We start from the raw sequence: 19776 nt of genomic DNA on the forward strand, positions 1-19776 counted from the left end.
TTATCGCGTGCTAGCCCGACCGGGTGAACCTCTGTGCCTCGGCCCCGTGCAGTGTCCCGGCGGGCAGCCTGCGCCCGCACAACACCAACAGCAGATCCTGCGCCGCACCGGACACCACCTCGCCGGACCCATACCGCCAATCCACATCATCGGCGCGCAACTCGATCCCCTGCAAATCGACCCCGAAGAACTTGACACTCTTCGGATTGATCGCATCCAGCACTATCCGCAACCGGTCCTCCGGCACCTTCCGCCCCAGCCCGAGCCCCACCGTGATATCCAGCCCATGAATAACGTCATGACTCAACGCCCCCGCGAACCCACCACCCGGCGGCTTCCACGGATGAGCAACGTTGTCCCAGAGCGACTTCAACAAGTCCTCCGCCGTCAACTCCGCCGCATCACGGCGCGCCACCCGATCCGCCATCCGATGAAAACTCCCCGCCGCCCGCACCATCTCGACCGCGAACCGCGCCCCCGACAACCGATACGGCATGGTGATATGCGCGACCACCTCCCGCACCCGCCACCCTCGGCACAACGTCGCCCCATCCCACCGCTCGGCGTCGAGCCCCGCCAGCAACTCGGCAAGCTCGGTCCGCTCAGCAGTAATCGCCCTACGCACCCCGGTATCGGTCATCGTCTCTCCTCGCCGGAGATCATCCCTCCTACCGCTCCGAGACGCCAGAGGACGAGTAAATTACCGGCCGACCGCCGCATGCTATCCGGGAGTAGAGCTTTGACTTCACCCATCGCGCCCTTCGATGAGGACTATCTCCTCGATCCGCACGTCGTGCATCGCAAACTCCGCGAAAGTGCACCGGTGCATCGGATTGCGCTGCCTGGTGGCGCGGAAGCGTGGTTGGTCACTCGGGAAGCTGATGTGCGGCGTGCGCACACCGATCCGCGCCTGTCGATCGACAGGCGCTCATCCCGGGCCGGCTACACCGGCTTCAAACTGCCACCGGTATTGGACGCGAACCTGCTCAACCTCGACGCACCCGACCACACTCGTCTGCGCCGCTTGGTATCCCACGCCTTCACTCGTCAACGCATTGAGAGCCTTCACGATAAGGTCCAAGGCGAAGTCGATGTCTTACTCGACCGCATCGCCGACCGCGCACAGTCCGACCTCGTCGCCGACTTCGCCGCTCCGTTGCCGCTCTCGGTAATCAGCGATCTGTTGGGCGTTCCGAACGAGAATCGCGAGCGATTTCGTACCTGGACGAATACCATGCTCGCCGCCGATCCGAACGACCCGCAGCAAGCGAAACAAGCCATCGTCAACATGGAGCAATTCATCGTGGACCTGGTCGCCATCAAGCGCGCCGCGCCCGTTGACGACTTCCTGTCCGACCTGATCGCCGTGCGCGACGCGGGCGAGGTGCTCACCGAGAACGAACTGGTTTCGCTGGCATTCCTCATTTTCTGGGCCGGGTACCAAAGTGCCGTCGAGCTCATCGGGAAGGCCGTTTTAGCGTTGCTCGACAACCCTGAGCAACTCGCCCTGCTCCGGCGTACCGCGCCTGCGGTGAGCAGCTCGGCGGTCGAGGAGTTGCTGCGCTACGCCCATCCGAGCCAATTCGCCATCCGTCGGTTCCCTACGGAGGACATCACCATCGGCGGTGTCCGTATCCCCGCGGGGGACACCGTCCTACTCGGTACTGCGTCTGCCAACCGGGATCCTGCGTTCGTCCCCGACCCCGACACCCTCGACCTGATGAGAGCCGACAACGCGCATCTCGCACTCGGTCACGGCATCCACTACTGCCTAGGTGCTCCGCTGGCTCGTTTGGAGACTCGCATCGCGATCGGCAGTCTCCTGCACCGCTTTCCACGCATCGAGCTGGCGATCCCACGGGAGGAAATCCGCTGGTGTCCCTCGTTCCGGGAACATGGCCTACAGGCGTTGCCGGTAACCCTCGGTGTCTAGACCGGGAGGTGCCTGCGGTGGCGGCCGCGTTGGCCGGCGCGGGTGAAGCGGTTGGCTTTGAGGCCGTGTAGGGATCCGTCGGGCAGGATGCGGCCGCAGAGGACGAGGAGGAGGTTTTGGGCGGGGCCGGAGAGGATTTCGCCGGTGCCGTAGTGCCAGTCCATGTCTTCGGCGCGGAGTTGGATGCCGTCGAGATCGACGCCGAAGAACTTCAGGCACTGGGGGTTGATGGCGTCGAGGACCGGGCGGAGTCGGTCTTCGGGGACTTTTCGGTCGAGTCCGAGGGGGACGGTGATGTCCAGGCCGTGGACGACGTCGTGGCCGAGGGCGGCGGCGAAACCGCCGCCGGGCGGCTTCCAGGGGTGGGCGACGTTGTCCCACAGGGATTTCAGGAGATCTTCGGCGGTGAACTCGGCGGCGTCCAGGCGGGCGGCGTGGTCGGCCATGCGGTTGAAACCGCCTGCTGCTCTGAGCATTTCGTAGGCGAAGCGGGGTTCGGAGAGGCGGAAGGGGAGGGTGATGTGCGCGAGGACCTCGCGCACCCGCCAGCCGCGGCACAGGGTCGGTGCGTTCCAGCTGTCGGCGTCGAGGCCGGTCAGAATTTCGGCGAGGTCGGTTCGTTCGGCCGTGATCGCCCTGCGCACGTCGCTATCGGTCATTGTGTCTCCTCGCCGTGGTCTCCCCCCACGCCGTGAGATGCCACCCGACCGCGCCCGTCGTCCGGCCGAGCGGTGCCCGGCGGTGGACTGAGCTGCGAATTGTCGGGATTGTCCCGTTCGGGTGATGGTATGCCTCGACGGAGCGGAGTGGGTTCTCGGCGTTTCACACCGGCGTGTCGCGCAGGAGATCAGGCGGGTGTGAGGAAAGTTCCGGCGTGCAGGGTGCTGCCGAAGCCGGGAGCGAAGGTGCCGTACTCGTAGACGACCTGCCCGCCGACCAGCGTGGCGGCGACGGCGCGGTCGTTGCGGTTGACCATCCGTTCCAGACCCGCAATGCCGGGAAATGGGGCTTCGGCATAGGCGGCACTGGAACCGTCGAACCCGGCCGGGTCGATCACGGCGATATCGGCGCGCGCACCCTCGTGCAGGCGGCCGGTGTCCAGCCCGTACCAGTCGGCCAGCTCACCGGTGAGCCGATGCACCGCCGCCTCGATCGGCATGAACTTGCGCTCGTACACCCGCTCCAGCATGCGCAGGCCGAAGTTGTAGAAGGCCATATTGCGCAGGTGTGCACCGGAATCGGCGAATCCGACCTGGACGTGCGGGGAGCGTTGCAGCCAGTCGAGCACGTCGTCGCGATCGTTGGCGATGACGGTGCGCCAGCGCAGCTTCGCCCCGTGCGCGACGGCGAGATCGAGCAGCGCGTCGGCCGGATGGATGCCGCGCTCGTCGGCCACCTCGCCGAACGATTTGCCGACCACCTCGGGCTCGGGGCAAGCCATGATCTGGGCGTCGTACAGATCCCGATGCCACACCCGCGGACCGTACTTCTTCGCGAGGTCCTTGCGGAACTGCCTCCGGTAGTCCTCGTCGGCCAGCAACTCGCCTCGTTTCAGCACGTCGCGGATGTTGAGCGCCGCGACCCCCGAGCCGAACTCTTCGAACACAACGAGATCGACGCCGTCGGCGTACACCTCGAACGGCACGGGCAGATGCTGCCATCGGAAAGCGGCCTTGCCCAAGGTATTCGCGATCCACGCCGCGGTGGTCGCGGCGCGGGCCGTGGTGCGATCGGCCTTCACATCCATGCCCGCGATGAGCGTCGTCTTGAGCGGCTTACGGAAGCGTCCGGCACTCTGTGCGAAGTAGCGGGCGATCTCCAGCCGCGAGGTGAGGTTCGGCGTGCTCTGATGAATCCGATTCCGTTGCCGCAGAATAGCGTTCAGCGCCGCGTACTCGCGCCAGCTCGCGTAGGTCGACGGTAGCTGCCTGGTGGGGAAGCGCGCCCCCTCCAGCTTCGAGAACGAGCTGCGGATCGTGGACAGGCCGAGGAATCCGGCATCGAGCGCGTCGGTCAGCATCCGCCGCATGCGATCGAGCTCATCGCCGGTCGGCCGGACCTGCGGGTCGGTGGCGCGACCGAGACCCATGACTGCCACCCGGATATCCGAGTGTCCCAGCAGCGCAGCCACATTGGCGCCGAGTGGGCGCGCGGCGAGCGAATCGACGTAGGCGCGCGGGCCGTCCCAGGTCTTGTGCTCCTTGACCGCCGAGTGCACCGCGTCCCAGGGCAGCGCCTCGACCCGGGCGAACATGTCCGCGCAGTCGTCGGCCTCGGCGTAGACCGTGGACAGCGAGCAGTTCCCGATCACCACGGAGGTGACGCCGTGGCGCACCGACTCACCGAGTCCGGGGCTGCCGAGCACCTCGGCGTCGTAATGGGTGTGCACGTCGAGCATGCCCGGAATGACCCACTTGCCCGAGGCGTCCAGGTTCCGTGCGCCATCGGGCAGCGACTCGGCGCTGACCGCAACCACCTTGCCGTCCTTGATGCCGACATCGGCCGTGCGCGGCGCGGAACCCGCACCGTCGAAGACCGATCCGCCGCGAATCACCACGTCACACGGTTGCATCTGCGCTCCCTCGACTAACCGCCGGTATCCGGTACTACCGGTAATGACTACATCGTCGCACGGGTTCGCCGTGTTTGTTGAGGTCGATCACGCATGACCACGTCGGCGGCGCTGCTGCCGCGACGCGGGCACTCCCATGCCGTAGAGGTCGTTGTGTGCCCGTTGATATTCGGTACGGATTCGGCGGCCGACAGTGGGCAGGTCCGGGGCCGGGATCTCGGCGGCGGTCCGGGCGGGCCAGGCCGGTGGTTCCGCCGCACCGCTGAGCGCCCAAGCCGCCTGCCTGGCCGCGCCGAGCGCGACGTATTCGATCGGCTGCGGCACGGTGACGGGGACACCGAAGATCTGCGCGGCGATCTCGGCGACCAGCGCGGACCGGGTGGCCCCGCCGATCAAGAGAATGCGCCGCACACCGGTGCCCCGCGAGCGCAGATGATCGAGCGCCTCCGCCATATTGCAGAGCATGCCCTCGAACGCGGCCCGGGCAATATGGCTGGGCCGCATGGTTTCCGGACGCAAACCGTGCAGGCTGCCGGTGGCGTGCGGCAGGTTCGGGGTCCGTTCACCGGACAGATAGGGCAGCAGCACGAGCCCGTCGGCGCCCGGGGGCGCTTGCGCGGCAAGCGATTCCAGCGTGACCAGGTCGACGCCGAGCAGATCGGCGGCGTACTCCAGCACGCGTGCGGCGTTCAACGTGCACACGAGCGGCAGGAATGCCCCGGTCGCGTCCGCGAATCCGGCCACCGCGGCGGTCGCGTCGGCGCTGGGCACGGCGCTGCGGGCGAAGACGGTGCCGCTGGTGCCGAGCGACACCACCACGTCACCGTCGCCGATGCCGAGACCCAGTGCGGCACCGGCATTGTCGCCGGTCCCGGCCGCCACCAGCACGCCGGCGGGAGTGCGCCCTGCGGCCTCGGCGGGCGCGAGCACCCGCGGCGGTTCCGGCGTGCGCCCGCGGAAGCCAAGGGCGAGTAGGTCTTTGCGATATTCACAGTCGGCAGGCGACCAGTAGCCGGTGCCCGAGGCGTCGCCGCGATCGGTGGTCGGTTCGGGCTCGGGCGTCCCGGGCCCGCCGCCGCGCAACCGCCAGGTCAGGTAGTCGTGCGGCAGCATGATCCGGGCGGTGCGGTCGGCGAGTTCGGGCTCGTGATCGGCCAGCCAGCGCAGCTTGGCCACCGTGAAGGCGGCGACCGGTACGCTGCCGACCGCGTCGGCCCACGCCTGCGCGCCGCCGAGCTCGAGAATCAGCTCGTCGGCCGCCGCCGCGGAGCGGATGTCGTTCCACAGCAGTGCGTCGCGCACCGGACGGCCCTCGGCATCGAGGGCGACCAAGCCGTGTTGCTGGCCGGCCACGGCGATCGCGTCGACCTGGTCCAGCAATCCGTCGCCAGCCGCGCGTAGGGCGTCCCACCAGGCCTCCGGCGCCACTTCGGTGCCGTCCGGGTGCGGCGCGTGCGCCTGGTGCAGGATCTCGCCGGTGTCCGCGTCGCAGACCACCACTTTGCAGGACTGGGTGGAGCTGTCCACCCCGGCCACCTTCGCCGCGCACATAGCTCCACCTTGCACCCGAAGCGGCCACCCTCGGCGCATTTCGGGCAATCGACGGCCGGATCGGGCACACTGGCCCGGTGACCGACGATCCGGACCGACCTGCCGACGTGCATGTCCGGACCGGCGCCGGAACCCCGGTGCCGGAGCTGACCGACGATGTGCTCTCCGAAATGCTCGACGAGCCACCCGATCCGGAGTGCCCGTTCATCGTGATCAACCGCGGCGACCACGACTACATCCAGACCCGCCTGCTCCCCGACGGTGTCTACGAGATCGAGCATCGCGCCGGCGGGTCGGACGAGTTGTTCCAGGTGTACACCTCCGACGCCCGCCTGGTGCGTGACGTGATGTGGGCGTGGGTGGACGAAGACCCGTGGTGGCGTGATTCGGTCGCCTGGTACCGGGTCGATCCGGCCGTCGCCGAGGTGCAGTCGGTGCTGCACGACTTCGAGGACCTACTGGGCGGCATGTCGGTGCTCGACGGCATTCAGGCCTCGATGGACGACGCGATGGCCCGCGCGGACGAACTGCTCGCCATGGACTTCGACGAGTTGCCGCCGGGGCCCGCCGATCAGCGCGACGACACGGCCTGATACCACCACGCGGTGGTGGCGATCTCCGCATCCTCCAGCGGCAGATAGGTTTCGGAGTCCCGCCAGCCGAGCGCCTGCACGGTGACGCGCAGGTCCCGGTCGAAGCAGATGGGGTCGCGCACATGCCAGCGGTACATGCCGTAGCGCTGGTGCGGTTGGTAGATCTCGTCGGCGGGCAGCACCTGCGGCAATCCGAGGTACTGCGTGCAGTACGGCCGATACGCCCCGTTGATGTCGAAATTCCAGGCGCCGCCGAAGTAATCCTCGGTGCCGGTGCCGCACAGTGTCGGGAACTCGGTATCGCCGTCCAGATAGAACTTGAACTCGCCCTCGCCCCACCAGCGCGGGGCGTTGGGCCGAATCGCCTGGTAGGTACCGACGTAACGCCCAGGGCCGGGCACCGTGTCCAGGACGGTGTGGATGGCGGGGCTGCCCACCGGCGCGCTGCGCGACCAGCGGGCGTGCAGGTAGCCCGCGTCCGCGGGCACCTCCTCCTCGCCGTAGGTGATCTGGTAGTACACCGGAACCGTTCGGCCGCAGTTGTTTTCCAGCGTGACCCTGGCGTGCCCGCGAAACGGCATGGGCCAGTAGCTGTTCAGGCCGCCCGCCGGGGCGACCACGATCATCTCCGAATCGATCAGGGCCAGTTCGTCCCAGCCGTTGCAGAACAAGTCGCCGAGCGGCGCCTCGATCGCGGGTTCGGCGGCCCCGTCCCAGTACATCCGTAGCGTGATGGCCCGCAGGGCGGTGCGGTCGGTGGTCAGCCAGCAGTGGCGGAGCACGCCGGGGCCGGAAATGTCTGCCAGCGTGGCGGTCTCGCCATCCGTGAGCAAGATCGAGGGCGATATCTTCCAGCCGATGCCGAGCAGCCGTGCCGCGTGCGCGCCGGTGCCGGTGGTCGCGCGGGCGCCGCCGCCGGGAGCGCCCGTCGGATTCTCCGCGCTGATCGACCGCGTGCGCGTGCGGTCCAGCCGCCATAGTTCCGCCGGGCGCTCGGGGGTCATAACCCGGGCCAGCCGTATCGATGCGCGGTGGCCGCCAGACCCGCCTGCCGCGAGCCCGGCCCGGAAGCGGCCGGTGCGGGTGCGTTGGCCGGATATTGCGGGGCGTCCATTTGCTGGGCTACTTCACGGCGGAGCTTCTCCATATCCAGCCACTTGATGTTCTGGACCAGTTCTTCGAGTGCCTCGGGCTCGAGATAGCCCGACTCGTTGTACACCAGCAGGCCCTCCCGGTACGCCATCAGCGTGGGGAAGGCGCTGATCTGTGCCGAGACCTTCATCGCCTCCTCCGCGACGGCGTCGACCATGCCGTGCACGACGTCGGGATGTCGTTCCGCCGAGGATTCGTAGACCGGGGCGAATCGCGTACACCAGCCGCACCAGTCGGCCCACCAATCGACGAGCACGATGGGGTGGCGGGCGATGACAGCATCGAAATTGTGCGGGGTCAGTGTGACAGTGGGCATGAAATCCTCGTTTGATGTCCGACAGAGCAACCCTGCATCCTCGCATGATCAACGAGGATCAGGAAAACACCCCCTTGCGGTGCTGCTCGGCCGCCAGGAAATGCGTAATAGCAGTGCTGCATTCATACAGTTCGCGGTAGTGCCGATAATACGAATCGTATTCTCCGGTACGTCCAGGATAGGGCTCGACGGTGCTGATCACCGGATTCCAATTCGCGGTGTCGACACCCGCCGCCTCGGCCGCCAGCAGAGCATCGCCGAGACACGCGCCGATCGTCTCGGCCGGGAGTTGCTGCGGCAGCCCGGTCACGTCGGAGACGATCTGCGTCCACAACCCGCCCTTGGTGCCGCCGCCGACCGCGACCAGCCGCCCGGCCCCGCCACCGGCCTCGGTCATGGCCGCGAGGTTGTGCCGCACGCCGTAGGCGATGCCCTCCAGCACCGCCCGGTACAGCTCGGCGCGCCCGTGGCCGAGGGTCAGGCCCGCGATGATGCCGCGGGCAGCCGGATCGAACAGGGGAGTGCGCTCGCCGGCGAAATAGGGCAGCACCAGCAGTCCCCGGCTGCCGGGCGGCACCTGGGCCGCTTCCGTGACGAGGTCGGCGAACTCGCCACCGACCAGCTTGCGCAGCCAGTCGGTCACCGCGCCCGAGGTCGCCATGCCCGCGGCGAGAGTGTATGTGCCCGGCCAGGTTCCGCAGGTACCCCACAGGCCGGGATGCGGGCGTGGATCCTTCAGCACCTGGACCAGGAACATGGTGGTGCCGTACATGATCATCGCGTCGCCCGGCGCACGCACACCGACGCTGGCCGCCTCGGCCCAGGCGTCGATGGTGCCGGTGGTGACCGGAAGGCCGACGGGCAGACCGGTACTCGCCGCCGCTCGCGTCCCGACCCGCCCGACCACCTCGGTCGGCCAGGCGAGTTCGGGCAGCCGCAGGCCGGGTGCCACCCGGTCGGCCCAGTCGGTGGCCCATTCGCGCCGCCGCAGGTCGTACATCGGCACGCACTGGCTGGCCGATTGGTGATCGAGCACGTACCGGCCGGTGAGCCGGTGCACCAGAAAGGAACTCGCCATCAACAGCATGCCGGTGTCCGCGGCGACCTGTGGCTCGTGGCGGGCGAGCCAGCGCAGCTTCGGCCCGACGGCTTGGCTGGTGATCGGTGACCCCGCCCGCGCCAACACGTCCTCGGCGCCGAATTCGGCGGTGAGCTCTGCGATTTCGGTGGTCGCCCTGGTGTCGACCCCGTAGAGGATGGCGGGCCGCAGCGGACGGCCGTGCGCGTCGGCAGGCAGCAGGCACGGGCCGATACCCGAGACCGCGAGCCCGTCGAGGGTCGCGCCGTCCGCCGCCGCGACGAGCTCGCCGATGATCGCGACGAAGTCGGTCCACCACACCTGCTCCGCATCGTGTTCCACCCAGCCCGGTCGCGGCGTCGAAACGCCGTGCGCCCGTTCGGCTCTGGCGAGCACCACACCGTGTTCGTCGGTCAGCACGCCCTTCGAGCTGGCGGTGCCGATGTCGACGCCGAGGAACCGCATCACCGGGTGAACTCGTCGAGGGTGACGCCGAGCAGGTCGCAGACCGCCCGCAGCGCAGCCAGGTGGTCGCCGGGCACCGCATGAATGTGGTTGGCGCCGAAGCGGGACAGGAAATCCTCGGACCGGGCATCCAGCCGGGCGAACGCGTGCGGCCATTCCCAGGTCGACTGCTTCATCAGCGCCTCGTTGGTCTGGTCGTCGTAGGTCTCGAAGTCGCCCAGCATCAACTGCATTCGATAGTCGCCGTCCTTGCGCGTCAGCCGGGCCAGTGTCATGGCGCCCGGTGCGGCGAGGTGATGCACCGAGGCACCGCCCGCCGGGAAGAAGAACACCTCCGGATACAGGTGCACCTTGGCGAGGTTCTCCGCCGGGTCCGCGCTGCGAGCCGCGAACCAGGTCGCGTGCTGGCCCGAATTGCACAGATCCCAGATGTCGCGGTCGGCGTGATAGTGCCGCACATCGGCGAAAAGCGCGGGGGTGCCCGCGATGTGCTTGAGCAGCTGCATGGTGAGCGCACCGTCCATGTCCGCCTCGGTGGCGCACACGTGTGTTTCCTTCGGCCCGTTCCAGTCGTACGGGTCGTTGAGGAAGGCCTCGGTGATGTCCATCGTGGCGAAATACTGGGTGAGTTCCGGCTGGCCCTTGATCCCCGAGAAGTCCAGGCGCCGTTCGGCGATCAGCTCACGCACCGCCAGATACGAACGAATCTGGCGTTCCAGTATGTCCGGTGTCAGCTTCGCGCCGTCGTAATGCACGCCCGCGGCATGGCGTTCCAGCCACTCGCGGGCCGCCTTCGCCTCGCCCGCGTCGGCCAGTTCGGCGCGCCGCACGATCTCCCACTGGTCGATCTCCTCGACGTCGATGCCGAAAAGCCGTTGCCACTGATCGGTATTGGCGACCGCCGTGTTCATCCCCATCGGTCGCCCGCCGAACCGCCCGAACGTACTGCCGCGCAGGCTCGCCACCGCCGCGGCCGCACGGGCCCGCACGCCGATCTCCTCGATCAGCGCGGGATCGTCCGGGTCGCCCCATAATCGGGCATGGCTGCGCCCGATCTGGTCGAGTGCGCCGCCGGCGGCCAGCATGCCGACCATGCCCGGCTGCACGGGGTCGATATTCGACAACAGCAGCAGCGGACCGGGCGTCGCGCCCGCCGCGAGCATGGTGAAATGCGGGAAAGCCCAGACGGCGTAGTGGAATACGGTCAGATCGACGTCGGCCCCCGCCACACTGCGCGCCACCGAGGTGGCCAGCGCGTTGTCGCTGACGGCGGCCGCGCCGCACACCACCTCATGCCCGGCCCGGGTCAGCGCCGCCACCAGGTGATCCTCGGTGGTTCCGATGAAGTCCGCGATCCCCGCGTGCACATAGTCGCGACCGTCGGACATGCTGATTACACCGATACGGGCCATGCCGGTCCCTCCGCGCGGGTGGGTGGGTCGGATAGACGGTTCCACTCCAGAAATACCAGGCTGAACAGTGCGTTCGGGGCGATTCGCGAAATCGCGCGACCAGGCCGATGGATGGCGTGCGGTTTGCTAGGGTCGCCGGATGGGAACGGACCCGGCGGGGCGGGTCGATGCCGCGACCTCATCGAACAGCCGGCATCACCGCACCGAGGTGCTCGTTGTCGGCGCCTACTTCGCCGATCTCGTTTTTCACGGCCTGACTCGGCCCGTTCAGCCCGGTACCGAGGTGTTTGCCAGCGGCTTCGCGATACTGCCCGGCGGTGCGTTCACGCCCGCGATGGCGATGCGCAGGCTCGGGCACGAGGTGGTGTGGTCCACCGACTTCGGCACCGACCTGTTCAGCGAACAGGTCTTGGCGGCGGCGCGCGCGGAGGGCCTGGACGACAGCGGCTTTCGCTTGCACGCGATGCCGGTACGCAGCGTCACCGCGGCGTTGTCGTTCCCCGCGGACCGGGCGATGGTGAGCTACCAGGACCCGGTGACCGCCCTTCCGCTCGCGACGCTGCTGCGCGAACATCGGGCACGGGTGGTGATCCTGCCGCAGCTGCGGTACGGCGAGACCGTGCACGCCGCCCTCGACGTCGCGCATCGGCTCGGGACCCAAGTTTTCATGGATTGTCAGGACGTCCCGTGCACGCTCGACACGCCGACCGTGCGTGAGATCCTCGCCGAGGTAGACATTTTCGCGCCGAACGCCGACGAGGCCTTGCGGCTGACCGGCGCGCCGACCCTCGACGCTGCCATCGATGTCCTTGCCGACCTGGCGAATACGCTCGTCGTCAAACGGGGGAGCTGCGGCGCCATCGCGGTCCGGGACGGTGCGCGGTGCGAGATCGACGCCGTCGCTGTCGAAGTCGTCGACACCACCGCAGCGGGTGACTGCTTCAACGCCGGCTTCCTGCACGCGCACCTGGCCGGTCGCCCGCTGCCGGACTGTCTCGCCACCGCCGTGGCCTGCGGTGCGGCCGCGACGACGGCGCTCGGATCCAGTGCCGCGCCGGACCTGAGCGAGCTTCCCGGCTGGGTCGCCCGGGTGCCGCGCGCCCGTCGGGTCTGAAAATTCCGCACGGTTTCATGATGCGTTCCTGCTATCGTTGCGTAGATGGCAACCGGCGAGGGTTCCAAATCTGTTGAGCCGGAAGCGAGTTCACCCGGCATGCGGTGCCGCGGGGTAACCGGGGCCGCCGGAAAGATCCTGGTCACCGATCTCGACGGCACCCTACTGGGCGGCACCCCCACCGATCGGCTGCGACTGCGCAACGCGCTGATCCGGCATCCCGAGGTGACGGTGGTCTTCGCGACCGGGCGCGGCCTCGAGTCGATCCGTGAGGTCCTGCGCGATCCTGTTGTCCCGCAGCCACGATGGATCATCGCCGACGTCGGCGCCAGCCTCATCGCCGGCGCGGACCTCACCCCGGTCACCGCGCTGCAAACGGCGCTGCGCGCGGGCTGGCCCGGCGCCGAGCGCGTTCGCGCTGCCCTGCGCCACTTTCCAGCGCTGACCTACCAGCACGGTGTGCCGCAGGACGGACGCTGCTCGTTCCACCTGTCGCCCGCGGGCCTGACGCCGGCACTGATCGACGCCGTGCACGCGCTGGGTTGCTCGTGGCAATACTCGGCCGACACCTACTTCGACGTGCTGCCCGCCCACGCCAGTAAGGGCAACGCGCTCGTCGCCCTCGCCACGCAACAGGGCTGGTCGATGGACGCGGTGCTGGTCGCGGGCGACTCGGCCAACGACCGCTCGATGTTCGGCCGCGGCGCCCACGGTGTGATCGTCGGCAACGCCGAGAGTGGCCTGCTGAGCGCGGTGCCCGCCGCCGACGCGGCACATCGGCCGGATCTGCCCGGCGCCGCCGGAATCCTTGCCGCCCTAGAGGATCTCGGTTGGATCGAGCCCGACTTCCCGCTGGTGGTTGGCTACCACCGCGCGCCGATCACCTGGACGCCTGACGGCTGGCGCAGCCCATCGAGTCCCAATGGCATCCTGCCGACCCTGCACAGCGTGTTCACCGGAGATCTGCGGGCCGTGTGGGCAGCGGGCGTCGTCATCGAACCCCACCAATCCGCCGCGCACCTCGACGATCACGACACCGGCCTGCCCCTGGCCTTTCTGCCACTGACCTCGGCCGAATGGAGCGGATACTTCCACCGGGCCTGCAAGGAAGCGCTGTGGCCGGTGCTGATGTCGCAACCGCACCGTGCGCGTTTCGATCCCACCGCCTGGGCCGAGTATCGCGCGGTGAACCGGCGCTTCGCCGATCACATCAGCGTGCACGCGGCGCCGGGCGCGACCGTGTGGCTGCACGACTACAACATGTGGCTGGTGCCGGGCCGGCTGCGCGAGACGCGACCGGACCTGCGGGTCGGCCTGTTCCACCACACACCCTTTCCCGAACCGGACGTCTTCGCCGCGCTGCCGCCTGCCGCCGAGATCCGCACGTCCCTCGGCGCGCTGGACTGGGCCGGCTTCCACACTGAGGTCTTCGCCGACCGCTTCCTCGGGTCACTCACCGACCACGCCCGCCGACCCATGGTCGGCGTCCACCCACTGGGCATCGACCGCGCCGCGATCGAGCAGCTGGCCCGCAGCCGCCCGCTCGGCTGCCGGAAACACGATGGGCACGTGGTGCTCTCGGTCGAACGCCTGGATTACATCAAAGCCCCGGTGCAGAAGGTCGACGCGATCGCCGGCCTGTTGACCCGCCATCCCGAACTGCGCGGCGCGCTCCGGTTCCGGCTCGTCTGCCCGCCACCGGAGCCCGGCCTCACCGCCTACGACGCGACCAGGCAACTGCTCGAGCGCCGTATCGCCGAGATCAACAGCGCCTGGGCGATCGGCGGCTGGCAACCCATCGAATACTTCCCGGAGTTCCTGAGCTTTCCCGAGGTCGTCGACCACTATCTCGCCGCGGACGTGTTCTGGGTGACCTCGCTACAGGACGGGATGAACCTGACCGCCAAGGAGTTCATCGCGGCGCAGGCAGCCGTCGGCGGTTGCGGTGTGCTGGTGCTCTCGCGGCACACCGGCGCTGCCGCACAGTTGGCAGCCGGAGCCTTACTCACCGAACCGAATTCGCCGACGGATCTGGTCGACACGCTGCTGCATGCGCTGAATCTGCCGCCCACGCAACGCCGAGAGCGACTGGCCTGCCTGAGTGAACTACTCGGGCAGCACAATCCGATCGAGTGGGCCGCCGAGATCATCGCCGCCATCCAAAATGCCCGGCGCACCGAGTCCACCGGCCGGGCTGCCTGAGCCGAATCGGTTACCTCGGTACGGCATTCACAGCATGCGGGTCGCGGGGCTGCGGGAAGCTGAGCCGAGCGAGGTGGACCCCGCCCTGCCCCCACCCCGCGCTGGTCACCCACCAGCGGAGGTCGTCGTGCACCACTTCGGCGGCGTGCGCGGCGATATGACCGATCTTGTCGCCGATGCGGAAGCGAAAGGGGCTGTCACTACGGAACACATCGGTACCGACGTAGCGCGGGCGCGGGCCGATGAACAGGTACCACCAGCCGTTGTGCTGGACGACGAAGGGGGACTCGGTATTTCCCGCCTCGGTGCCCTTGGTCGGGTCGGTGTAGGCGATGTGCCGTTCGCCCCAGTGCACGAGGTCGGTGCTGGTGCGGTACGCGACCACATGGTGGCCGCCCGCGGGTGTGCTGGTCGCGCAGTAATACATCACCCACTGGTCACCGACCCGGGCCACCATCGGGTCGCGTGCGTCGTAGCCGTCGCGGAACAGCGGGCCGGAACGCCTACGCGCCCAATGGAACAGATCGGTGGAGGCGGCCAGGTTGATCGCGGCGGCGGTCCGGTCCGTGCCGCCGCCCGCATAGAACATGTAGTACCGCCGGTGCGCCGCGATGACGAACGGTGCCCACAGCTGCGTCTCCCCGTAGTCCGGGTCGGCGTGCAGCGCGGACGGTTGCTTGGTCCACGGTCCGAACAGGTCGTCCGCGGTCGCGTGCGCGAACTCGGTCTCGTCGAAGGGATCCGCAGGCTCCGGATGCGTGATCCCGAACAGATGCCACCGCCCACCCGTGGCCCGAACGATGGTGTGATCATTGATGTACCACGGCACGGACTCGCCGAGACCGGGATCGTAGATCCGGGTGAAGGCGCCCGCACGCACCACATCGCGAATCGCCATGCCCACCATCATCCTCGTCATGGTCGCGCCGCTGCGCTGATCTACCGCACCGATGCGGTTCAGTGCCGGATCCGCAGCGCTCCCGCGCCCGCCGCTGCCGCCAGGACGAACAGCACCGGAATCGCGAGACCGACCGTCAGACCGTGGCTTTGGGCGACGTAGCCGATCAGCACGGGTCCGGTGAAGAAGCCGAGATAGCCGACGAACGACACGTTGGCGATGGCACGGGCGGGTGCGACGCCCGCCACGGTGCCGCTCGCGGCGAAAGCCAGCGGCAGCGTGCACGAGATGCCGAGGCCGAACACCGCCAACCCGAGCAGTGCCGCGGTGGTGTCCCCGATCAGCAGTGCCGTGCCCAGGCCGAGTCCGGCCGCGAGGGTGCCGATCAGGAATGGCCGCACCGGGCCGGACCAGGCGACGAGCCGATCGCCGAGCAGCCGTCCTGCACACATCGACCCGGCGAACAGCGCGAAGCCCATGGCCGCGACCGTGGTGCTGGCGTGCGTCTCGTCGTGCAGGTAGACCGCGGTCCAATCATTGGCCGCGCCTTCGGCCAACGCCACGCAGAACGCCAGTACGCCGAGGACGATCAACCTGGTCGGCCAACGCCGCCTGCCCCCACCGGCGACCTCCGCGCCACGCACAGTGCGGTCGGTGGCCGACGGCAACAGCCCGCGCGCGCCGAGCACGGCCGCGGCGGCGACCAGCACGCTGACGCCGAGGAAGTGCCCTGCCAGCGTCACCTGCGCCCGCTCGACCGCCGCACCGACCAGCGAACCGCCGATCATCCCCAGGCTGTGACAGGCGTGGATGCCCGACAGCAGCGGCCGCCCACTGGCCTGCTCCACGGCCACCCCGTGCGCGTTCATCGCGACGTCCACCACACTGTTGAGGACCGCGAACACGAGCAGTGCTGCCGTCAGCCCGGCCAAGTTCCCGGCGACCAGTAGCCCGGACAGCGACAGCGCGAACGGTGGTACCGCGAGGCGCAGCGTGGCGCGGCTACCGAACCGCAGCGTGACGAACTTGCCGAGTTGCAGGCCGAGTACGGCCCCGATGTTCAATCCCGCGAATGCTGTTGCCAGCCCGGCTTCGTCGAGCCCGAGCTCGTCCTTGATGGTCGGCGTGCGTGCAACCCAGGTGGCGAACAGGGACCCGGTGAGAAAGAAGACCAACCGGACCGACCACAGTGCCGACCGGATGTCGGTGGTGGATGGGCCCGAAGTCAGCATCGGCACCGGCGCGTGCTCCTCTCAGCAGACCCGCACGGGGTCACGAAGCGGCCAGCGAAGCACGAAAGCCAGCGCCCGGCAACATCTTTACGTGCTGCGCGCCGTAGACTGGTGTTGCGACCCCGGCGAGCGTTGATCCGGGCTTGCAGAGAGTCAGTCATGGATAGCGACCTCACCTCGCGCCGGTGGGTGAAATTCGCCGAGATCGACAATGCGCGCGATCTCGGCGGTCTGCCCGTGCAGGGCGGCGGCGCAACTCGTTTCGGTGTTGTCTATCGATCCAGCACACCCCAGCAGTTGTCCGAATCCGACCTGGCCCATCTCCTCGGGCCGGTGGGTCTGCGGACCCTCGTGGATCTGCGGACGCCACCGGAGGTTACGCAGGAGGGGTACGGCAGGCTCGCCGAAAGCGCCGTGCGGCTGGTCAATCTGCCGGTCTGCAGGGTGGCGAGTACGGCGGCCCCCAGCGCATTGGTGCCGGACGCGCAGCGGTTCGATCTACGGCAGCTCTACCACGAACTGCTCTCCGGCAGTGCCGACTCCGTGGTGTCCGCCGCACGATTGATCGGTGATGCGCGTCGGCATTCGGTCGTCTTCCATTGCGCCGCAGGCAAAGATCGCACCGGCATCCTGGCCGCCGTGCTGCTCGACGCGGTCGGCGTGCAGGCCGAAGCCATTGTCGCGGACTATGCGCTCACCGCGGAACGCATCGTCCGCATCCGCGCCCGACTCGACGCCATGCATTCCTACCGTGGTCTCCCGCCGGTGCGGACCGGAATCCTCGACGTCGACCCGGCCCCGATGCGCCGCTTCCTGCGCGACCTGCACGCCGACCACGGTGGTGCCGCCCGCTGGCTGCGGGCGAACGGCCTCACCGACCTCGAACTGGCCGCGCTGCGCCGCGCGATGGTCGAGCAGTCCTGATCGGCGCGAATCCGGCGCTACGACCAGCAGCTCCTATGCGGCATCGACCAGGCTCCGCCGCAGGTAATCGGCGGTAATCGAGTTCTCGGCGGCGAGCAGCGCGGCGGGCGTGCCGGTGAACACGATCTCGCCGCCGTGCTTACCGCCGTCCGGGCCGAGATCGATCACCCAATCCGCCCGTTTGACGACATCGAGGTCGTGCTCGATGACGATCACCGTATTGCCCGCGTCCACCAGGCGGTCGAGCAATCCCATCAGTGTGTCGACGTCGGCCATGTGCAAGCCGGTGGTCGGCTCGTCGAGGACGTAGATGCCGCCGCTGCGGTGCAGATGGTCGGCCAGCTTGATGCGCTGGCGTTCCCCGCCCGACAGTGAACTGAGCGAACGGCCCAGCGTGAGGTAGCCGAGCCCGACCTCGTTCAGCGACCGCAGCGGCTTACGAATCTTGCTGTCCGCGTGCCCGTCCCAGAACTCGAGGGCCTGCTCGGCGGTCAGGTCCAGCACGTCGGCGATGGACGCACCGCGCACCGTGTACCGCAGCACCTCGGGGCGGAATCGCCTGCCGTGGCAGGTCTGGCACACGGTGGTGATCGGATCCATGTACGCCAGATCGGTGAAAATGACTCCCGCGCCGCCGCATTCGGCACACGCGCCGTCGGAGTTGAAGCTGAACAGCCCCGGCTTCACCCCGTGCTCCCTGGCGAACAACTGCCGCAGCGGATCCATGATGCCGATATAGGTGGCCGGGCTGGAACGCCGGGACGCATGGATCGCCGACTGGTTCACCGCGATCGCGTCCGGGTGCGCGGCCAGAAACGCGCCGGAGACCAGCGTGCTCTTACCCGAGCCCGCGACACCGGTGATCGCGGTCAGCACACCGGTCGGGAACCGCGCGGTGACGTTCTTCAAGTTGTGCAACACGACATCGGTGACACTCAACCACCCGATCGGGGCTCTGGTTTCGTCCTTGACCTGCTGCACCCGGCGCAGCCGCTCACCCGTCAAAGTTCCCGAGGCACGCAGCTTTTCGACCGTGCCCTGGAACATGACCTGCCCGCCGTGCCCGCCCGCACCGGGGCCCATGTCCACCACATGATCGGCGACCGCGATGACGTCGGGGGAGTGCTCGACCACCAGCACGGTATTGCCCTTGTCGCGCAACTGGATCAGCAGGTTGTTCAACCGGCCCACGTCGCGCGGGTGCATGCCGACGCTCGGCTCGTCGAAAATGTAGGTCATGCCGGTGAGGCTGGATCCCAGGTGCCGGACGACTTTGAGTCGTTGCGCCTCACCACCGGACAGCGACGAGGTCTCCCGATCCAGCGACAGGTAGCCCAGACCCACCTCCTCGATCCGGCGCAGCCGGGCGATCGCGGCCTCGGCGATCGGCCGGGCGATCGGATCGCCGATGGCGCCGAGCACCTCGATCAGGTCCGTCACCTCGAGCCTGCCGTAGTCGGCGATGCCGAGCCCGTCGATCCGGCTGGCCAGGGCGGCGGCGTTGAGCCGCGCACCGCCGCAGGCCGGGCAGACCTCCTCGGTGACCACTGCACGTGCCGCCGCCCGATTCTTGTCCGACAGCGCGTCGAGATCGCGCTTGATGTAGAGGCGATCGAACCGTTCGAGCAGACCCTCGTAGGCGTTGTTGCCCATACTTCCGGTCCTGTTCGGCCGCGGTACCCGAAAACCGCTGCCGCGCAGGAACAGTTGCCACTCTTCGGCCGTGAAGTCGCGTAACGGCTTGTCCGGATCGAAAAGCCCCGACTCGGCGTACAACTGCCATTGAAAGGTGCCGATGGCGAACGGCCGGAAGGTGATCGCTCCTTCATTGAGCGACTTGTCGGTGTCGAGCAGCTTGTCCAGGTCCGGCCGCACCACATGGCCGAGCCCACCGCATTCCTGGCACATGCCGAGCGGGTCGTTGAACGAATAGCTGGTCGCCTCACCGGCACTCGGCGTGCTGTGCCGGGAGAACAACACCCGGATGATCGACTGGATGTCGGTCATGGTGCCGACGGTGGAGCGGGAGTTGCCGCCGATCGGCCGCTGGTCGACCACCACCGCGGGCGCCAGATTGTCGATCGCGTCGGCCTCCGGGCGCTCGTACTTCGGTAGCCGATTGCGGATGAACCAGGTGTAGGTCTCGTTCAATTGGCGCTGCGACTCGACCGCGACGGTGCCGAACACGATCGACGATTTGCCGGACCCGGACACGCCGGTGAAGACCACGATCTTGCCCTTCGGGATCTCCAGCGAGATGTTGCGCAGGTTGTTCTCGCGGGCTCCGACGATCTGGATGGTGTCTCGCTCTGCATTCACGATCGCCACGGTAGG

The 19776-nt window shown here is 68.3% G+C and carries 16 protein-coding genes; 5 read left to right on the forward strand and 11 right to left on the reverse strand.

The annotated features are described in order from the left end of the window. Positions 1–10: 10 nt before the first annotated feature. Positions 11–583, reverse strand: a complete 573-nt coding sequence (locus DMB37_RS38875) for a maleylpyruvate isomerase family mycothiol-dependent enzyme (protein ID WP_240772059.1) — start codon at positions 581–583, stop codon at positions 11–13. Between DMB37_RS38875 and DMB37_RS38880 the strand changes: the two genes are divergently transcribed. After that, a complete protein-coding gene (locus DMB37_RS38880) occupies positions 503–1933 on the forward strand; it encodes a cytochrome P450 (protein WP_240772061.1) in 1431 nt (476 codons plus the stop codon). The two genes, DMB37_RS38875 and DMB37_RS38880, sit on opposite strands and share 81 nt — an antisense overlap. Here DMB37_RS38880 and DMB37_RS38885 read toward each other — a convergent pair. The 3 genes from DMB37_RS38885 to xylB form a co-directional block, all read right to left on the reverse strand. After that, entirely contained in the window at positions 1930–2592 is a 663-nt protein-coding gene (locus DMB37_RS38885) for a maleylpyruvate isomerase family mycothiol-dependent enzyme (protein WP_135236995.1), read from the reverse strand. The genes DMB37_RS38880 and DMB37_RS38885 overlap by 4 nt on opposite strands. Before the next feature lie 188 nt (positions 2593–2780). Next, a complete protein-coding gene (locus DMB37_RS38890; RefSeq protein WP_135236996.1) occupies positions 2781–4505 on the reverse strand; it encodes an amidohydrolase family protein in 1725 nt (574 codons plus the stop codon). 87 nt (positions 4506–4592) lie between these two features. After that, a complete protein-coding gene (xylB, locus tag DMB37_RS38895) occupies positions 4593–6056 on the reverse strand; it encodes a xylulokinase (RefSeq protein ID WP_135236997.1) in 1464 nt (487 codons plus the stop codon). A 77-nt stretch (positions 6057–6133) separates the two neighbouring features. On the opposite strand from xylB, the gene DMB37_RS38900 reads away from it, so the two are divergent. Beyond that, complete coding sequence (locus tag DMB37_RS38900; RefSeq protein ID WP_135236998.1) at positions 6134–6649, forward strand: hypothetical protein; 516 nt, start codon at positions 6134–6136, stop codon at positions 6647–6649. Here the strand turns inward: DMB37_RS38900 and DMB37_RS38905 are convergent. The 4 genes from DMB37_RS38905 to DMB37_RS38920 are packed head-to-tail and all read right to left on the reverse strand — an operon-like array spanning position 6628 to position 11072. Continuing rightward, entirely contained in the window at positions 6628–7653 is a 1026-nt protein-coding gene (locus DMB37_RS38905) for a glycoside hydrolase family 172 protein (RefSeq protein ID WP_135236999.1), read from the reverse strand. The two genes, DMB37_RS38900 and DMB37_RS38905, sit on opposite strands and share 22 nt — an antisense overlap. After that, positions 7650–8117: a co-chaperone YbbN gene (locus tag DMB37_RS38910; RefSeq protein ID WP_135237000.1), complete on the reverse strand. Its 468-nt coding sequence runs from the start codon at positions 8115–8117 to the stop codon at positions 7650–7652. Before DMB37_RS38910 ends, DMB37_RS38905 begins: the two co-directional genes overlap by 4 nt. Before the next feature lie 58 nt (positions 8118–8175). Then, entirely contained in the window at positions 8176–9660 is a 1485-nt protein-coding gene (locus tag DMB37_RS38915; protein ID WP_135238089.1) for an FGGY-family carbohydrate kinase, read from the reverse strand. After that, the gene (locus DMB37_RS38920; protein WP_135237001.1) at positions 9660–11072 is read right to left on the reverse strand and encodes an L-fucose/L-arabinose isomerase family protein; all 1413 of its coding nucleotides are present in this window, start codon (positions 11070–11072) and stop codon (positions 9660–9662) included. Before DMB37_RS38920 ends, DMB37_RS38915 begins: the two co-directional genes overlap by 1 nt. A gap of 139 nt (positions 11073–11211) precedes the next feature. On the opposite strand from DMB37_RS38920, the gene DMB37_RS38925 reads away from it, so the two are divergent. Together DMB37_RS38925 and DMB37_RS38930 are read left to right on the forward strand one after the other, a co-directional pair. Beyond that, complete coding sequence (locus tag DMB37_RS38925) at positions 11212–12186, forward strand: carbohydrate kinase family protein (RefSeq protein ID WP_135237002.1); 975 nt, start codon at positions 11212–11214, stop codon at positions 12184–12186. 45 nt (positions 12187–12231) lie between these two features. After that, positions 12232–14388: a trehalose-6-phosphate synthase gene (locus DMB37_RS38930; RefSeq protein WP_206055124.1), complete on the forward strand. Its 2157-nt coding sequence runs from the start codon at positions 12232–12234 to the stop codon at positions 14386–14388. Positions 14389–14398: 10 nt separating this feature from the next. Here the strand turns inward: DMB37_RS38930 and DMB37_RS38935 are convergent, their stop codons facing one another. Beyond that, positions 14399–15286 carry a glycosyl hydrolase family 32 gene (locus DMB37_RS38935; RefSeq protein WP_240772063.1) on the reverse strand — a complete coding sequence of 296 codons (888 nt, stop codon included), beginning with the start codon at positions 15284–15286 and terminating at the stop codon, positions 14399–14401. Between the two features lie 59 nt (positions 15287–15345). After that, positions 15346–16518 (reverse strand): MFS transporter, encoded by a 1173-nt coding sequence (locus tag DMB37_RS38940; protein ID WP_370465440.1) that lies wholly within the window; start codon positions 16516–16518, stop codon positions 15346–15348. A 159-nt stretch (positions 16519–16677) separates the two neighbouring features. On the opposite strand from DMB37_RS38940, the gene DMB37_RS38945 reads away from it, so the two are divergent. Continuing rightward, the gene (locus DMB37_RS38945; protein WP_135237004.1) at positions 16678–17442 is read left to right on the forward strand and encodes a tyrosine-protein phosphatase; all 765 of its coding nucleotides are present in this window, start codon (positions 16678–16680) and stop codon (positions 17440–17442) included. 33 nt (positions 17443–17475) lie between these two features. Here DMB37_RS38945 and DMB37_RS38950 read toward each other — a convergent pair whose 3' ends face one another. Then, complete coding sequence (locus DMB37_RS38950) at positions 17476–19761, reverse strand: excinuclease ABC subunit UvrA (protein ID WP_135237005.1); 2286 nt, start codon at positions 19759–19761, stop codon at positions 17476–17478. Positions 19762–19776: the final 15 nt, after the last annotated feature.

The organism is Nocardia sp. CS682 (assembly GCF_004634405.1).
Taxonomy (GTDB): Bacteria; Actinomycetota; Actinomycetes; order Mycobacteriales; family Mycobacteriaceae; genus Nocardia; species Nocardia ninae.

Bases quoted from the DNA above. Each gene is read 5' to 3' on its own strand.
- DMB37_RS38880 (WP_240772061.1), top strand. From the start codon at position 503: ATGCGCGACCACCTCCCGCACCCGCCACCCTCGGCACAACGTCGCCCC.
- DMB37_RS38885 (WP_135236995.1), bottom strand. From the start codon at position 2,592: ATGACCGATAGCGACGTGCGCAGGGCGATCACGGCCGAACGAACCGAC.
- DMB37_RS38890 (WP_135236996.1), bottom strand. From the start codon at position 4,505: ATGCAACCGTGTGACGTGGTGATTCGCGGCGGATCGGTCTTCGACGGT.
- xylB (WP_135236997.1), bottom strand. From the start codon at position 6,056: ATGTGCGCGGCGAAGGTGGCCGGGGTGGACAGCTCCACCCAGTCCTGC.
- DMB37_RS38905 (WP_135236999.1), bottom strand. From the start codon at position 7,653: ATGACCCCCGAGCGCCCGGCGGAACTATGGCGGCTGGACCGCACGCGC.
- DMB37_RS38910 (WP_135237000.1), bottom strand. From the start codon at position 8,117: ATGCCCACTGTCACACTGACCCCGCACAATTTCGATGCTGTCATCGCC.
- DMB37_RS38915 (WP_135238089.1), bottom strand. From the start codon at position 9,660: ATGCGGTTCCTCGGCGTCGACATCGGCACCGCCAGCTCGAAGGGCGTG.
- DMB37_RS38920 (WP_135237001.1), bottom strand. From the start codon at position 11,072: ATGGCCCGTATCGGTGTAATCAGCATGTCCGACGGTCGCGACTATGTG.
- DMB37_RS38925 (WP_135237002.1), top strand. From the start codon at position 11,212: ATGGGAACGGACCCGGCGGGGCGGGTCGATGCCGCGACCTCATCGAAC.
- DMB37_RS38930 (WP_206055124.1), top strand. From the start codon at position 12,232: ATGGCAACCGGCGAGGGTTCCAAATCTGTTGAGCCGGAAGCGAGTTCA.
- DMB37_RS38935 (WP_240772063.1), bottom strand. From the start codon at position 15,286: ATGGCGATTCGCGATGTGGTGCGTGCGGGCGCCTTCACCCGGATCTAC.
- DMB37_RS38940 (WP_370465440.1), bottom strand. From the start codon at position 16,518: ATGCTGACTTCGGGCCCATCCACCACCGACATCCGGTCGGCACTGTGG.
- DMB37_RS38945 (WP_135237004.1), top strand. From the start codon at position 16,678: ATGGATAGCGACCTCACCTCGCGCCGGTGGGTGAAATTCGCCGAGATC.